We start from the raw sequence: 15,188 nt of genomic DNA, 5'->3' as shown, positions 1-15,188 counted from the left end.
CCCATGACTTTGCCAACCCAGGCAGCGATCGTCGTCATCGGCGGCGGCATTATCGGCTGCTCGACAGCCTACCATCTGGCCCGCGACCACAAGGCAGATGTGGTGCTGCTCGAACAGGGCAAGCTGACCTCGGGCTCGACCTGGCACGCCGCCGGGCTGGTCGGGCAACTGCGCTCGTCGGCCTCGATCACGCGCGTGCTCAAATATTCGGTCGACCTCTACAAGGGTCTGGAGGCCGAGACCGGCCTTGCCACCGGCTGGAAGATGAGCGGATGCCTGCGCCTTGCCACCAATGCCGACCGCTGGACCGAGTACGAGAGGCTGGCGACAACGGCAAAGAGTTTCGGCATGGACATGCAGTTGCTGTCACCGGCGGAGGTCAAGACCATGTGGCCGCTGATGGAAACCGGCGATCTCGTCGGCGCCTCCTGGCTGCCGACCGACGGTCAGGCGAGCCCATCCGACATCACCCAGTCGCTGGCCAAGGGCGCGCGCATGCATGGTGCAAGGCTTTACGAGGATGTGCGCGTCACCGGCTTCGAGATCAAGGACGGCCGCGTCATTGCGGTGAAAACCAGCAAGGGTGACATCGCCTGCGACAAGGTGGTGAACTGCGCCGGACAATGGGCGCGGCAGGTTGGCGCCATGGCCGGCATCAACGTGCCGCTGCAGCCGGTGAAGCACCAGTTTATCGTCACCGAGAAGATCGACGGGCTGGCGACCGAAGTCCCGACCATCCGCGACCCGGACCGGCGCACCTATTTCAAGGAAGAGGTCGGCGGGCTGGTAATGGGCGGCTATGAGCCGAACCCGCAGGCCTGGACGACTGATCTCCCCGGGGGCGACGTGCCCAACGACTGGGAGTTCAGGCTGTTCGACGACGATTATGATCATTTCGAACAGCATATGAGCCAGGCGATCGCGCGCGTGCCGGCCCTGGAAACCGTCGGCGTCAAGCAGATGATCAACGGGGCAGAGAGTTTCACACCGGACGGCAATTTCATCCTCGGCGCGGCGCCCGAATGCGCCAACATGTTCGTCGGCGCCGGCTTCAACGCCTTCGGCATCGCTTCGGGCGGCGGCGCCGGCTGGGTGCTGGCGCAATGGGTGGTCGATGGCGAGGCGCCGTTCGATCTGTGGGTCGTCGACATCAGGCGTTTTTCCAGCCTGCATCGCGACCGGCACTGGGTCCGCGAGCGCACGCTGGAAGCCTATGGCAAGCACTACACGATCGGCTTTCCGCATGAGGAGTATCTTTCCGGCCGGCCGCGCATCGTTTCGCCGCTGTACAACAGGCTGAAGCAGCACCGCGCCGTGTTCGGCTCGAAGCTCGGCTGGGAGCGGCCGAACTGGTTCGCCCCCGAAGGCGTCGAGCCGCGTGACGTCTATTCCATGGGCCGGCAGAACTGGTTTTCTGCCGTCGGCGACGAACATCGCCATGTGCGCGAGCATGTCGGCATCTTCGACCAGTCGTCCTTCGCCAAATACGAACTGAGCGGGCCCGACGCGCTGAAGGCGCTGGACTGGATCTGCGCCAACGACGTCAACAAGCTGGCCGGCCGGCTGACCTATACGCAGCTTCTCAACACGCGCGGCGGCATAGAGGCCGATCTCACCGTATCGCGGTTCGGCGAGGACAGGTTCTACATCGTCACCGGCACGGGTTTCCGCACCCATGACCTGTCCTGGATCGGCGACCACATCGAAAAGGAGCTCGACGTCACGCTCACCGACGTCACCGAGGATTTCGGCACGCTGTCGCTGATGGGACCGCGCGCCCGCGAGGTGCTGGCCGGCGTGACCGATGCCGATGTTTCCAACAGCGGTTTCCCATTCGGCCATGCCCGCGAGATTGTCGTTGCCGGCCACACCGTGCGGGCGTTGCGCGTCACCTATGTCGGGGAACTCGGCTGGGAGCTGCATGTGCCGATCTCGGCAACCGGCGAGATCTTCGACGCGTTGATGGCGGCAGGCAAGCAACATGACATCCGCCCGGTCGGCTACCGGGCGCTGGAATCGCTGCGGCTGGAAAAGGGCTATCGCGCCTGGGGATCCGACATCACCCCCAACGACACGCCGCTGGAGGCCGGCCTCGGCTGGGCGGTGAAGCTTCGCAAGAATACGGATTTCGTCGGGCGGCGCGCCTTGGAGAAGATCACTGGCGGTGCACTGAAGAAGCGTTTCGCCGGCTTCACGGTCGACGATCCTGAAATCGTGCTCGTCGGACGCGAGACGATCCTGCGCAATGGCGAGCCGGTCGGCTATCTCAGCAGCGGCGGCTATGGCTACACTGTGGAGAAGAACATCGGCTACGGCTATGTGCGCAATGCCGACGGCGTGAGCGACGATTTTCTCGCCTCGGGCCGCTATGAGCTGGTCGTGGCGATGCAGCGCACGCCGGCAAAGATCCATCTCGAGCCGATGTATGATCCGGCGGGGATCAGGATCAAAGCGTAATCAGGTCACACGCAAGGCTAGGCAGCGGCTGGGCACCGTGTCGGCCTCGCCCGGCATCGAGACGTAAGGGCGCGTTTCCTCGATGCGGGTGACCAGCCCCTGCGCCTCCAGGTCCGCGACTCGCGCGGCAAAGCCCAGATCCCAGAGCGTGTTCTTGACCGTCAGCACGATCACGCCGCCCGGCCGGCAGATGCGGATCAGTTCGTCCAGCCCTTCGGCACCGACATGGCCCGAGGTAAAGACGCCGGCCGAGATCACCCCGGCATAGGCGTTGTCGGCAAAGGGCAGCGGCCCGCCAAGCGCCAGGCAATGCAGGGTCGAATAGACGCCCTTGCGCTTTGCCTGATCCAGCATGCCTTGCGAGATGTCGAGCGCCTCGACCTCGGGATAGCCGGCAATGTCAAGCCATTCGCCGATGAGCCCCGTGCCGGCCCCCGCATCGAGCAGCGGGGCCGAACCGCGCGGCAGATGGCGGGCCAGCAAGGCCAGGCAGATAGTGGGATGGCGATAGCCGGCCGCCGACATGTCGCTGTCGTAGGTCTGCGACCAACGGTCATAGAGCGCCGCCACTTCTTCCGGGCGCTTGGCCGCGTAGGCAGCGCCAAGCGCGCCCTTATGCTTGCTGTCGGTCACTTTTGTCCTGTCCGCCATGCCCTAAATTGGTCTCGCACGGATGATAGCCAAAGCACGAATTTTGTGGAACCGTCGCTGCGACAAATAACAGCGGGGGACGCGGGCATGACAATGGACGAGGCGCGGACAAAACTTGCCGCCATTCCCATGCTGGCCAGCTATAGCGGGCCGCTGGAGCGGCTTGGCGGCCTCACCAACCTGGTTTTCAAGGCGGGGGACTTCTGCCTGCGCATTCCAGGCAAAGGGACCGAGGAATACATCAACCGCGCGAATGAGGCGGTGGCTGCGCGCGAGGCGGCCAACGCAGGCGTCAGCCCCGAGGTGCTGCATGTCGATCCGGGTACCGGGGTGATGGTGACGCGCTTCATCGCCGGAGCGGTGACGATGTCGCCGGAAAAATTCAGGATTCGGCCGGGCAGCCCGGCGCGTGCGGGCGAGGCCTTCCGCAGGCTGCATTCGTCCGGTGCGGTGTTTCCGTTCCGTTTCGAACTGTTCGCGATGATCGACGACTATCTCAAGGTGCTGTCGACCAAGGAGGTCGCCCTGCCCGCCGGCTATCACGACGTGGTGCTGGAAGCCGGCGGCGTGCGCGCGGCCCTGTCGGCCCACACGCTGCCCGTCGTGGCCTGCCATTGCGACCCGCTGTGCGAGAATTTTCTCGATACGGGCGACAGGATGTGGATCGTCGACTGGGAATATTCAGGAATGAACGATCCGCTCTGGGATCTTGGCGACCTCTCCGTCGAAGGCAAGTTCGATGCCGCGCAGGACGAGGAGATGATGCGGGCCTATTTCGGCGGCGAGGCGAAACCGGCAGAGCGCGGCCGCATCGTCATCTACAAGGCGATGTGCGACCTGTTGTGGACGCTGTGGGGACTGATCCAGCTCGCCAACGACAATCCCGTCGACGATTTTCGGGCCTATGCCGACGGTCGCTTCGCGCGCTGCAAGGCGCTGATGGAGACGCCGGAATTTTCGCGGCACCTGGCGGCGATCCGCAAGGGCTAATTCACACCCTTCGGCACGTTTTCAGGCGGCACCGTCGTGTCGACCACTTTCTGGCGGTGGAAGATGAACAGGCCAGCCAGCACCACGATACCCGAGCCGATGAGGATGCGCGGGCCGGGAACGTCGCCGAAGAACGCCAGCCCGAAGACCACCGCCCACAGAAGCAGCGTGTAGTGCAGCGGCGCCAGCGTCGAGGCCGGTGCCAGCTTGAGCGCCCGCGTGATCATAAGATGGGCGCCGCAGGAGACGATGCCGAGCAGCAGCATGGCGCCGAAATCGAGCGCCGACGGCGTCTGCCAGGCGCCGATGGTCAGGGCGCCGCCGACCAGCAGCGTGCCGATGGTCTGCCATGTCACCAGATTGGTGTCGCTGGTGCCGCGCAGGCGCCGATTGAGGATAATGGCGAAGGCGAAGGCAATGCTGCCCGCAAGCGCGAAGCCCGACGACAGCGAGAAAGCCGCCGAGGAGGGCTTGAGCATGATCAGCACGCCGCAGAAGCCGAGCAGGATCGCCATCCAGCGGCGCCAGCCGACCTTCTCGCCAAGCAGGAGATGCGAGAGTGCCGCCACATAGATCGGCCCGGCCATGTAGAAGCTCATCACATCCGCAAGCGGCAGATAGACAACGGCGGCATAGAAGAGCGCGGTATCGAGCGTGGTCATGATGACGCGCAGGATTTGCAATTCGGGCCGTTCCATGCGGAACAGCTTGGCGGCGCCCTGGTGGGCGATCATCGGACCGAGCACGAAAAACGCCCCGATCGACCTGATCAGCACCACCTGGCCGACGGAAAAGCTGGCGACCAGCCATTTGCCCATGGCGTCGTTCAGCGCAAACAGGAAGTCGCCGGCCAGCATCAAAAGAATGCCGGCCAGAAGCACGTTCCTGATGGTGGAATTCTGCGCCACGGGTTGCGTCATGCCGATCCCGATTCCTGTTCAAGCCGCGTCGTAGACGGAAGCGGGCGCCTTGACGAGGAGAAATCCGGGAATCGGCAAGGCCAGCGCCGGGAATCGGCTGGGTCTAGGACGACACGTGCCGCCGGCTCACCAGTGCCGGCCTGCCGGGGATGGCAAGCCGGGTGTCCTGCCTGGTTCGTTCCGCCACCACCTTGCCCCTGGCGATGACGCAAATGCGTTCGGGGCGCAGGCGAATGGCCTCGACCGGATTGCCGGCGTCGAGGACGACCAGGCTTGCGCGCTTGCCGACGGCGAGACCTAGATGATCGAGCCCCATGATGGCGGCATTGACGTTGGTGACCATGTCGAAGCAGCGCGCCATGTCGGCCGGGCTCGACATCTGGGCGACGTGAAGCCCCATGAAGGCGACGTCGAGCATGTCGGCGGTGCCGAGCGAATACCAGGGATCGAGCACGCAATCCTGGCCCCAGCCGACCCGGATGCCCAGCGCCAGCATCTCCTTCACCCGGGTCATGCCGCGGCGCTTGGGAAACGTGTCGTGGCGCCCCTGCAGCATGATGTTGATCAAAGGATTGGGGATGGCGGAGACGCCCGCCTCGGCGATCAGCGGCAGAAGCTTCGAAACGTAGTAATTGTCCATCGAATGCATCGAGGTGAGATGCGAGCCGGCCACCTTGCCCTGAAGGCCGAGGCGCTGCGTCTCATAGGCAAGTTGCTCGATGTGGCGCGACAGCGGGTCGTCGGTCTCGTCGCAATGCAGGTCGACCATCAGGCCGCGGTTTGCCGCGATCTCGCAAAGCTCGGTCACCGAGCGCGTGCCGTCGGCCATGGTGCGCTCGAAATGCGGAATACCGCCGACGACATCGACGCCCAGATCCAGCGCGCGGATGGTGTTTTCCCGTGCCCCGGGGGAGCGGTAGAGCCCATCCTGCGGAAAGGCGACCAACTGCAGGTCGATATAGGGCGCCACCGTCTTCTTGACGTCGAGCAGGGCCTCGACCGCCAGCAGCCTGTCGTCGCAAACGTCGACATGGGTGCGGATGGCGAGCAATCCCATCGACACCGCCCAGTCGCAATAGGCGAGCGCGCGATCGCGCACCGCCTCATGCGTCAGAAGCGGCTTCAGTTCGCCCCACAGAGCGATGCCTTCGAGCAGCGTGCCCGAGGCGTTGATACGCGGAATGCCGTAGGAGAGCGTCGCATCCATATGGAAGTGTGGGTCGACGAAGGGCGCAGAGACCAGATTGCCGCGCGCGTCGATCGTCGTGCCGGCGTTGCCATCGAGCTTCGGCTCGATCGCCTCGATCGTCTCGTCGACGATGCCGATGTCGGCAACCCTTCCGTCAGGCAATGTGCCGCCGCGAACGATAAGGTCGAAGTCCATCTGTCGTCATCCCCTTGAAGGCACCGGCTCCCCCTTCTCTGTTGTGGGAGAAGGTGGCCGAGCGAAGCTCAGTCGGATGAGGGGTAGTTCCAGCTCGGCAAGATGGCACCAGCACCCCTCAACCGTCTTGGCGCTACGCGCCAATCCACCTTCTCCCACAAGGGGAGAAGGAAAGGCTACTCCGGAACGTGCCTCACCGCACCCTTGTCGGCGCTGGTGGCGAAGGCGGCGTAGGCGCGCAGTGCGGTCGTCACCTTGCGCTTGCGTTTTTCTTCGGGCTTCCAGGCCAGGGCGCCCTTGGCCGCCATCGCCGCCCGACGGCTGGCGAGCTCCTCATCGCTCACGGCGAGGCGGATCGAGCGATTGGGGATGTCTATCTCGATCGTGTCGCCTTCCCGCACCAGGCCGATCGTGCCGCCTTCGGCGGCTTCGGGCGAGACATGGCCGATCGACAGGCCCGACGTTCCGCCGGAGAAGCGTCCGTCCGTGACCAGCGCGCAAGCCTTGCCCAGGCCCTTCGATTTCAGATAGCTGGTCGGATAGAGCATTTCCTGCATGCCGGGGCCGCCGCGCGGGCCTTCGTAGCGGATGACGACGACGTCGCCGGCCTTGATCTCGTTCGAGAGGATCGCCTTGACCGAGGCATCCTGGCTTTCAAACACCCGCGCCGGCCCGGTGAATTTCAGGATCGACTCGTCGACGCCGGCCGTCTTCACGATGCAGCCGTCGAGCGCCAGATTGCCCTTGAGCACGGCAAGGCCGCCGTCCTTGGAGAACGGCGTCTTCGCCGAGCGGATAACACCCGTCTCGCGGTCCAGATCGAGCTCGTCCCAGCGGCGGTCCTGGCTGAACGCGACCTGCGTCGGCACGCCGCCAGGAGCAGCGAGGAAGAAGTCGCGCACGTTCTGGCTTGAGGTGCGGGAAATGTCCCAATGATCGAGCGCTTCGCCCAGGCTTGATGTATGCACGGTCGGCAGGTCGCGGCTGATCAGCCCGGCTTGGTCGAGTTGGCCGAGGATCGCCATGATGCCGCCGGCGCGGTGGACGTCCTCCATGTGCACGTCGGACTTGGCCGGCGCCACCTTGCACAGGACAGGAACGCGCCGCGAGAGCCGGTCGATGTCCTCCATGGTGAAGTCGACCTCGCCTTCGTGGGCGGCGGCCAGGATGTGCAGCACGGTGTTGGTCGAGCCGCCCATGGCGATGTCGAGCGTCATGGCGTTCTCGAAGGCGCCCTTGGAAGCGATGCTGCGCGGCAGCGCCGTCTCGTCGTCCTGTTCGTAATAGCGCTGGGCCAGATCGACGATCAGATGTCCGGCCTCGACGAACAGCCGCTTGCGGTCGGCGTGCGTCGCAAGCGTCGAACCGTTGCCGGGCAGCGACAGGCCGAGCGCCTCGGTCAGGCAATTCATCGAATTGGCGGTGAACATGCCCGAGCAGGAACCGCAGGTCGGGCAGGCCGAGCGCTCGATGACCTTGACGTCCTCGTCGGAGATCTTGTCGTCGGCGGCCGCGACCATGGCGTCGACCAGGTCGAGCGCCTGCGCCTTGCCGGCGAGCACCACCTTGCCGGCTTCCATGGGCCCGCCGGAGACGAACACGGTCGGGATGTTCAGGCGCAGCGAGGCCATCAGCATGCCGGGCGTGATCTTGTCGCAATTGGAGATGCAGACCATGGCGTCGGCGCAATGGGCGTTGACCATGTATTCGACCGAATCGGCGATCAGCTCGCGCGACGGCAACGAATAGAGCATGCCGTCATGGCCCATGGCGATGCCGTCATCGACGGCGATGGTGTTGAATTCCTTGGCGACGCCGCCGGCCTTCTCGATCTCGCGCGCGACCAGCTGGCCGAGATCCTTCAAGTGAACATGGCCCGGCACGAACTGGGTGAAGGAGTTGACCACGGCGATGATCGGCTTGCCGAAATCGCTGTCCTTCATGCCGGTAGCGCGCCAGAGGCCGCGGGCGCCGGCCATGTTGCGGCCATGGGTGGTGGTGCGGGAGCGATAGGCAGGCATGAATTTTCCTTAGCTGGCCGGCGGCGCTCGATGCGGAGCGTGGCGGCCCTGAATATGGATCGCAGGCGTTATAGACGCGCAAGCCAGGTCTGGCCACAATTTTGCGATGCGCCAGATTCCGTGAAAAAAGCGCGATCCGGCAAAAAACGCAGGCCACTGTCGGATAGCGTGACGTTCGGCCGTCCTTGGGCTAACGGCGGTGAAGGGCACCGTCCCCGAAGTCTGCCGTTTCACCGTAGCCGCACAGAAGCAACCGAGGAGCACGACATGCAAAAGATCACCACCTGCCTGTGGTTCGATGGCCAGGCCGAAGAGGCGATGAACCACTACGTCTCCATCTTCAAGAATTCGAAGGTGCTGAGCGTCATGCGTTGGCCCAAGGGCCACGCCGATGAAGGCAAAGTGCTGCTGACCACGTTCGAGCTCGACGGCGTGCCGTTCCAGGCGCTCAATGGAGGCCCGAACTTCAAGTTCAACGAGGCGATGTCGCAGTCGATCGACTGCAAGACGCAGGAAGAAGTCGACTATTTCTGGGAGAGGCTCACCGAGGGCGGCGAGCCCGGCCCGTGCAGCTGGCTGAAGGACAAATTCGGCGTTTCCTGGCAGGTGGTGCCGGAACAGCTGCCGCGCCTGCTCCAGGATCCGGACCGGGAAAAGGCCGGCCGGGTGATGAGTGCGATGATGAAGATGGGCAAGATCGACATCGCCAAGATCGAAGAGGCGGCGAAGGGGTGAAAGTGCGCGATCTTGCCTTCTCCCCTTGTGGGAGAAGGTGGATCGGCGCGTCAGCGCCGAGACGGATGAGGGGTGTTCCAGGGAACGCCAACGCCTCACTCCGCTGGAACACCCTCATCCGTCGCCTTCGGCGACACCTTCTCCCACAGGGGGAGAAGGGAGGAATGCTCCTCAAGCCGCCTTTTCGCGGACCTGATAGTCCTTGATCGTGGCGAAGCGGATCGCCTTCCAGCGCTCCGCCTCGTAGTTCAGCGAGAAAGCGTGCTGGGCGAGGAACACCGGGTCGTTGTCGAGGTCGCGGGCGATGTCGCCGCGATGCGCTTCGATGAAGCGTTGCACCTCGGTCTTGTCGTCGGCCGAAATCCAGCGGCAGACCGAAAAGCGCGACATCTCGAATTCAACCGGCAGCGTGTATTCGAAGTTCAGCCGCTCCTTCAGGACGTCGAGCTGCAGCGCGCCGACGACACCGACGATGGCCGGCGACCCGTCTTCTGGCGAAAACAGCTGCACGACGCCCTCCTCGGCCATCTGGTGCAGCGCTTCCTTGAGCTTCTTGGCCTTCATCGCGTCGCCCAGGCGCACACGACGCAGGATTTCCGGGGCGAAATTCGGCACGCCGCGGAAGAGTATCTCCTCACCCTCGGTCAGCGTGTCGCCGATGCGCAGCGTGCCGTGGTTGGGGATGCCGACGACGTCGCCGGCAAAGGCCTCGTCGGCGGTGACGCGGGTGCGGGCGAAGAAGAATTGCGGCGCAGACAGGCTCATCGGCTTGCCGGTGCGCACCAGCTTGGCCTTCATGCCGCGCTCGAGCTTGCCCGAGCAGACGCGCACGAAGGCGATGCGGTCGCGGTGGTTGGGATCCATGTTGGCCTGGATCTTGAAAACGAAGGAGGTCATCTTCTCCTCGGTCGCCTCCACCATCCGGGTGTCGGCATCCTGCGCGCGCGGCGGCGGCCCGAAAGCGCCGAGCGCCTCGATCAGGTCGCGCACGCCGTAATTGCGCAGCGCCGAGCCGAAATAGACCGGCGTGAGATGGCCCTCGCGAAAGGCGTCGATGTCGAGCGGGCGGCAGGCTTCGCGCGCGAGTTCCAGCTCTTCGATGAATGCCTCGCGTTCATTTTCCGGCAACAGGCCGGCGACGCGGTTGGAATCGGGACCGTTGACGGGCGTGCGCTCCTTCTCGTCGTCGCCCTTGCGCACGGCGTTCAGCGCCAGGTGATAGGTGCCGGAAAACGTCCTGCCGCGGCCGATCGGCCAGGTGATGGGCGCGGTATCGAGCGCCAGCTTCTGCTCGATCTCGTCGAGGATCTCGAACGGGTCGCGGCTTTCACGGTCCATCTTGTTGACGAAGGTGATGATCGGGATGTCGCGCAGCCGGCAGACCTCGAACAGCTTCAGCGTGCGCGGCTCGATGCCCTTGGCGGCGTCGATGACCATGACCGCCGAGTCGACCGCCGACAGCGTGCGGTAGGTGTCGTCGGCGAAATCCTCGTGGCCGGGCGTGTCGAGCAGGTTGAAGACGTTGTCCTCATACTCGAACGTCATCACCGAGGTCACGACCGAAATGCCGCGTTCGCGCTCGATCTTCATCCAGTCCGATCGGGTCTGGATGCGGTCCTTCTTGGCCTTGACCTCGCCGGCAAGCTGGATGGCGCCGCCGAACAGCAGCAGCTTTTCGGTGAGCGTCGTCTTGCCGGCGTCCGGGTGGGCGATGATCGCGAAAGTACGGCGGCGCGATACCGCCTGTTCGATGTCTTCAGCCAATTTATGGAATCCTGTCTGTGGCGCGGGCTTCTAGCAGCGCTTTCCCGGCCTGTCGACGGTTTTGGACCGACGGCGACTGATGTCCCGGTCGCCGAACCAGGTGATCGACTGGATTTCGGAGCGGTTGATGCCGATGTCGCGCAGCAGGTAATCCGGCAATTCGCAAAGCCGTGCACGGTCGCGCCGAATACGGATGATGCGGGTGATGGCGCGCAGGACGGAAAGACACAATTCGGTGGCGACTGTGACGAGCCGCGAGCTGACGGAACGATTGACGATGAGATCCGGTTCTGTATGTCCTGTTGTCATGGCTGTGTTTCCTCTTGTTCAAATGACGGGAGAGCGCACGCCGCGTTGGCGCGGCGACGGGTCGCTGTTAGGCACGAGATGGTTGCAAGGACCGCGGGCGGTCGTCGCCCGCCGTTTGCTGGCGAATGGCCGCTGCTCAGGCCGACTTGCGCCAGGGGATGAGCATCGAGACACGCTCGCGGTAACGCCGATACTCGTCGCCAAACATTTCGATCAGGTCGCGCTCTTCGAGAAAGATGCCGACCAAGATGTAGGTCGTGGTCACGGCGGCAAAGAAGAGGTGGCCGAAAGTCATGATCGGCGCCATCCAGAACGCGATGATAAAACCCAGATAGATCGGATGGCGGACAAATTTGTAGAACACCGGCGTCCTGAAACGCACCGAGGGCATGTCGCGACCGACGAAGTTATTGGCGACCTGATGCAGGCCGAACAGCTCGAAATGGTTGATCAGGAAGGTGCTGGTGAAGACCAGCACCCAACCGACGAATGACATGCCGAGGATCATCGTGGCTACGGTCGGATCGGTGACCTGCCACAGCACGGCCGGTATCGGGCGCCACTGCCAGAACAACAGGTCGAGCGCGAGGCTTGCGAGCAGCACGTAGGTGCTGCGCTCGATCGGCTTCGGAATCCGGCGCGTCCACCATTTCTTGAACTGCCTGCGGGCCATCACGCTGTGCTGGACCGCGAAGAGGCTCATCAGCAGGACGTTGACGATGAGAGCCTCGGCAAGCGGAGCAACCGCTCCGGTGTCGATGGCCTTGGGAACGACCAGGCCGCTTACGAAGCCGATGGCGTAGACGATCGTGCCAAAGAATAAGAGATATGCGGCCAAGCCGTAGATGAATGCGAAAATGCGACCCATGGTCGATCTCCTTCCAAAGTTGATGGCTGTTGGCCGCGTCGGTCGGACGACGAGGCCCTCGACGGGAGCAACGAACCCTCCGGCGACCATCCAGATGGCCGCGAGACACCGGGAGGGCCACGCAATGCCCCTCCCAGGCGCCGCGTGATGCCCCTCAAGACATGTCGTGTTCGCAGCTCACATAAGGTTCCAGTCGGCGAACATGCCGACAGGGTTATGCCGCCAGTGCCAGACGTGTAGCTCGTAGTAGGGGTCCACAGGATGGACGCCCACCGTGGTCTTGCGCTGGAGGGTGCGGCCGAGGAACTCGGGAACGCCCTTCCCCTTCCAGTCCTTCTCGAAGACGATGTATTCCATGCCGACAAGCTGCATGGATCCATCCTGTTCCGGCTCGTAGGTCAGCACGTCCGGCTCGCCCAGCACCAGCTTGCCGTCTCCGGCCCGCGCGGGGTTGATGAAATGAACGCCCATCGTGCCGTGCTCGTCATGGGTGGTGCATTCGAACAACTGCTGGTAACCCTCGGCCTTGGCGACCTCGATGTTGACGTACCTGGACGCCATTTCCCGCGACCGGTTAAGCGCCGGATCTGGCGTATCGTGGGCATCCGCGGAGCCACAGGCGAGCGCGGACGCCCAGATGCCTGCGGACAAAGCCGTGCCGAGGATCAGATTTGCGAGGAGTTTCACGACAGAGCCCTCCCCGTCAGGCGCCGGCATGTGCCGTCGTCGGATCGAACAGGCGCTTGACCTGCGTGATCTTCGTGGCCGGGAAGCCGCTCATCTTGGCGTGGCGCTGGATGATCTCTTCATCCTTGGCGAGGTAGACGCAGAACGTCTTGTCCTCGGCGACGAAGGATTCAACCCACTGAATTTCCGGGCCGAGTTCTGCGAGAACGGTGTTCGAGGCCCTGGATGCCTCGCGAAGCTGCTCGCGCTCGAAAGTACCGACCTTGGGAATTTCGCGTTCGATGATATACTTTTGCATGTCCGTAGTCTCCTTGTCTGGGGTTCAAATGCCGCCGAACGGGCGATCGTGCCGCTACCGGTGACATTCCTGGGATCACTGCGCTAAAGTGCAGCTTGGCTCGCCAGGCACACGGAGAATTACGGGAGGGGCGGCCAACAGTCCTTACGGCGCCCTTACATTGTTCTGATCCCTTGCCTATTGTTGCAGGAGGAAATGCTGTCGATGGGGGTCTATAGTTTCGGCGATTTCGAGCTGAACGAGGAATCGCGCACTCTTCGTCTCACAGGCAGAGAGATCGAGGTGCAGCCGCTGGTGTTCGATTTCCTGGCTGTTCTGCTGCGGTATCGGGACCGTGCCTTGAGCAAGGAAGAATTGCTCGAAACACTGTGGCCGGGAGTCACGGTAACCGAAGCCTCGTTGCAGCGCGTTGCCAGCCTCGCTCGCACCATCCTGCGCCAAGGCGGCATGGAAACGGCGATGCGCAACCTGCCACGGTTCGGCTACCGGATTTGCCTCGACCGACCGGCCTCTTCCAATCCAAACTCGAGCCCGGTCGACCCAGGTGCCGTGATCGCCGGATCGCAGATCTTGCGTGCACGCGCGGCAGCCACGGCCAGGAAATGGCAAGAGGCCGTGGCCTGTTTCGTCGAAGCGGATGCCCAACGGCAGGTTCTCACCGCCGATCTTGAGGAATGGGCGCTGGCTCTGGAGTGCATGGGGCGGCCATCCGAAGCCATTCCGCAGTTGACGCGTGCGGTGGCGGCCCATAGCGCCGCCGGAGACCGACTGCGGGCGGCTTCCCCGGCGATCACGCTTGCGCGGATACACCTTGAAAGAGGCGAACTCCCAGTGGCGAAGGGCTGGCACAAGCGCGCTGCACAGTTGATCGATGCGGCCACCGACAGCCGGGAGCATGGCCTGTGGTGCTGGATGGGCGCTCGCATCATGGGCGCGGAAGCCCAGCCTGAACAGGCGCTGGCGTTGGCCGAACAGGCATTCGAAGTCGGCAAGCATCTCGAAGATCCGGTCGTGGAATCGCTCGGGCTGATCTATCGCGGCTTCTTCAAGCTCTGCCTTGGGGAAACCAAGGCCGGAGAGGAGGACCAGGACTTCGCGGCTGCTCTTGGTCTGTCGAGCGACATTGATCCCATCGTCGGCGGCATTCTCTATTGCAATATACTGTGGGCCTGCCGGAGTTCCGGTGACTGGGCGAGAGCCAATCAATGGACGCTCGGCTACGAAAGCTGGTGCAAGGGACACGGGCTCGACGACCTGTCGGGCTCGTGCCGGCTGCACCGCGCAGAAGTGCTCGGAGTGCACGGAACGCTGAAGGAGGCCGAGGCGCTGGTGCGCGCGGCTATCGACCAGCTTGCGCTCGACGCGCCTTGGGCAACGGGCGATGCATTGCGTGTTCTCGGCGATATTCATCTGGCTGCCGGTGATCTCTCCGAGGCGGAGGTGGCCTATCGCGCATCTCACGCCGCAGGCTGGGATCCGCAGCCAGGCCTTGCCCTGTTGCAGCTGGAACTGGGACAGTCCGAGGCCGCTTTCGCCGCTCTCGAGCGTTCCCTTGTCGGAAGCAGCTGGCCGACCCTGCAGCGCAAGGGGCTGGTTCTCGCCACGCTTGCCAAGGTGGCGGCAAGGACAGGCCGGCCGGAGCGCGCGAAGGAAGTCATCGCCGAACTGGAGAGTCAGCCACAGCGCTGGCCCATGGCATCGATCCGGGCGCTGACGGCGGAAGCCAAGGCCGAACTCTTTTCACGCGAAGATCGTTTGGCCGATGCAGCCCGCGAACTGCAGATCGCTTGCTCGCGCTGGAGCGAGATCGGTTCGCCGATCGGTGCCGCCGATGCCCGCCTGTCGCTCGCGGCGCTGCTTATCCAGCTTGGCGATCGCACCGGCGCCGAGCTGGAACTCGGCACCGCGCTGGCCGCTGCAAGGAAAGTCGGCTCCTCACGGCTCATGCGGCGTCATGACGAGCTGAAGCGACTGCTCGCCGACGTGCAGAAAGAACCGCTGGACAGCGCGTAGCTCTCGCAAAGCGGATCGCCATATCCGCAACCGGCGCCAGTCCTGAACTCACCCTTGAGATCGAACCGATGCGATGGCATGACGGAACAAC

Annotated in this window: 13 protein-coding genes; 4 read left to right on the top strand and 9 right to left on the bottom strand. The window is 63.9% G+C overall.

Features of this window, described 5'->3' with window-relative positions; genetic code table 11:
- Window positions 1-3: 3 nt before the first annotated feature.
- Window positions 4-2,457: an FAD-dependent oxidoreductase gene (locus LB566_RS14140; protein ID WP_224624844.1), complete on the top strand. Its 2,454-nt coding sequence runs from the start codon at window positions 4-6 to the stop codon at window positions 2,455-2,457.
- Here the strand turns inward: LB566_RS14140 and LB566_RS14135 are convergent, their stop codons facing one another.
- On the bottom strand, window positions 2,458-3,090 hold the full coding sequence (locus LB566_RS14135; protein ID WP_318012848.1) for a class I SAM-dependent DNA methyltransferase: 633 nt from the start codon (window positions 3,088-3,090) through the stop codon (window positions 2,458-2,460).
- Window positions 3,091-3,195: 105 nt separating this feature from the next.
- Here LB566_RS14135 and LB566_RS14130 point away from each other — a divergent pair, with 105 nt between their 5' ends.
- Window positions 3,196-4,098, top strand: coding sequence for a phosphotransferase family protein (locus LB566_RS14130; RefSeq protein ID WP_224624842.1), 903 nt, complete (start codon window positions 3,196-3,198; stop codon window positions 4,096-4,098).
- On the opposite strand, the gene LB566_RS14125 is transcribed toward LB566_RS14130, so the two are convergent.
- From LB566_RS14125 to ilvD, 3 genes are all read right to left on the bottom strand, one after another.
- On the bottom strand, window positions 4,095-5,018 hold the full coding sequence (locus LB566_RS14125; protein ID WP_224624841.1) for a DMT family transporter: 924 nt from the start codon (window positions 5,016-5,018) through the stop codon (window positions 4,095-4,097). The genes LB566_RS14130 and LB566_RS14125 overlap by 4 nt on opposite strands.
- Before the next feature lie 103 nt (window positions 5,019-5,121).
- Window positions 5,122-6,402, bottom strand: coding sequence for an amidohydrolase family protein (locus LB566_RS14120; RefSeq protein ID WP_224624840.1), 1,281 nt, complete (start codon window positions 6,400-6,402; stop codon window positions 5,122-5,124).
- A gap of 176 nt (window positions 6,403-6,578) precedes the next feature.
- A complete protein-coding gene (gene ilvD, locus LB566_RS14115) occupies window positions 6,579-8,423 on the bottom strand; it encodes a dihydroxy-acid dehydratase (protein WP_224624839.1) in 1,845 nt (614 codons plus the stop codon).
- A 267-nt stretch (window positions 8,424-8,690) separates the two neighbouring features.
- On the opposite strand from ilvD, the gene LB566_RS14110 reads away from it, so the two are divergent.
- Window positions 8,691-9,158 carry a VOC family protein gene (locus LB566_RS14110; RefSeq protein WP_224624838.1) on the top strand — a complete coding sequence of 156 codons (468 nt, stop codon included), beginning with the start codon at window positions 8,691-8,693 and terminating at the stop codon, window positions 9,156-9,158.
- Between the two features lie 171 nt (window positions 9,159-9,329).
- Here LB566_RS14110 and LB566_RS14105 read toward each other — a convergent pair whose 3' ends face one another.
- From LB566_RS14105 to LB566_RS14085, 5 genes are all read right to left on the bottom strand, one after another.
- Window positions 9,330-10,922, bottom strand: coding sequence for a peptide chain release factor 3 (locus LB566_RS14105; RefSeq protein ID WP_224624837.1), 1,593 nt, complete (start codon window positions 10,920-10,922; stop codon window positions 9,330-9,332).
- A 30-nt stretch (window positions 10,923-10,952) separates the two neighbouring features.
- Window positions 10,953-11,231, bottom strand: a complete 279-nt coding sequence (locus tag LB566_RS14100) for a DUF1127 domain-containing protein (protein ID WP_224624836.1) — start codon at window positions 11,229-11,231, stop codon at window positions 10,953-10,955.
- A gap of 136 nt (window positions 11,232-11,367) precedes the next feature.
- Window positions 11,368-12,099 carry a methanethiol S-methyltransferase gene (gene mddA, locus LB566_RS14095; protein ID WP_224624835.1) on the bottom strand — a complete coding sequence of 244 codons (732 nt, stop codon included), beginning with the start codon at window positions 12,097-12,099 and terminating at the stop codon, window positions 11,368-11,370.
- A gap of 177 nt (window positions 12,100-12,276) precedes the next feature.
- Complete coding sequence (locus LB566_RS14090) at window positions 12,277-12,786, bottom strand: hypothetical protein (RefSeq protein ID WP_224624834.1); 510 nt, start codon at window positions 12,784-12,786, stop codon at window positions 12,277-12,279.
- 16 nt (window positions 12,787-12,802) lie between these two features.
- On the bottom strand, window positions 12,803-13,084 hold the full coding sequence (locus tag LB566_RS14085) for a DUF4242 domain-containing protein (protein ID WP_224624833.1): 282 nt from the start codon (window positions 13,082-13,084) through the stop codon (window positions 12,803-12,805).
- A gap of 204 nt (window positions 13,085-13,288) precedes the next feature.
- On the opposite strand from LB566_RS14085, the gene LB566_RS14080 reads away from it, so the two are divergent.
- Window positions 13,289-15,097: a winged helix-turn-helix domain-containing protein gene (locus tag LB566_RS14080; RefSeq protein WP_224624832.1), complete on the top strand. Its 1,809-nt coding sequence runs from the start codon at window positions 13,289-13,291 to the stop codon at window positions 15,095-15,097.
- The last annotated feature ends 91 nt before the right edge of the window (window positions 15,098-15,188 follow it).

The sequence above is a fragment of the Mesorhizobium sp. CA13 genome, from assembly GCF_020165235.1.
GTDB lineage: Bacteria > Pseudomonadota > Alphaproteobacteria > Rhizobiales > Rhizobiaceae > Mesorhizobium.
The sequence above is the reverse complement of the archived record's forward strand: the minus strand, read 5'-3'. Positions and strand labels throughout refer to the sequence as shown.

What these genes read in the sequence shown, in the direction of transcription:
- LB566_RS14140 (WP_224624844.1), top strand. Translation starts at nt 4, where the DNA reads ATGACTTTGCCAACCCAGGCAGCGATCGTCGTCATCGGCGGCGGCATT.
- LB566_RS14130 (WP_224624842.1), top strand. Translation starts at nt 3,196, where the DNA reads ATGACAATGGACGAGGCGCGGACAAAACTTGCCGCCATTCCCATGCTG.
- LB566_RS14125 (WP_224624841.1), bottom strand. Translation starts at nt 5,018, where the DNA reads ATGACGCAACCCGTGGCGCAGAATTCCACCATCAGGAACGTGCTTCTG.
- LB566_RS14120 (WP_224624840.1), bottom strand. Translation starts at nt 6,402, where the DNA reads ATGGACTTCGACCTTATCGTTCGCGGCGGCACATTGCCTGACGGAAGG.
- ilvD (WP_224624839.1), bottom strand. Translation starts at nt 8,423, where the DNA reads ATGCCTGCCTATCGCTCCCGCACCACCACCCATGGCCGCAACATGGCC.
- LB566_RS14110 (WP_224624838.1), top strand. Translation starts at nt 8,691, where the DNA reads ATGCAAAAGATCACCACCTGCCTGTGGTTCGATGGCCAGGCCGAAGAG.
- LB566_RS14100 (WP_224624836.1), bottom strand. Translation starts at nt 11,231, where the DNA reads ATGACAACAGGACATACAGAACCGGATCTCATCGTCAATCGTTCCGTC.
- mddA (WP_224624835.1), bottom strand. Translation starts at nt 12,099, where the DNA reads ATGGGTCGCATTTTCGCATTCATCTACGGCTTGGCCGCATATCTCTTA.
- LB566_RS14085 (WP_224624833.1), bottom strand. Translation starts at nt 13,084, where the DNA reads ATGCAAAAGTATATCATCGAACGCGAAATTCCCAAGGTCGGTACTTTC.
- LB566_RS14080 (WP_224624832.1), top strand. Translation starts at nt 13,289, where the DNA reads ATGGGGGTCTATAGTTTCGGCGATTTCGAGCTGAACGAGGAATCGCGC.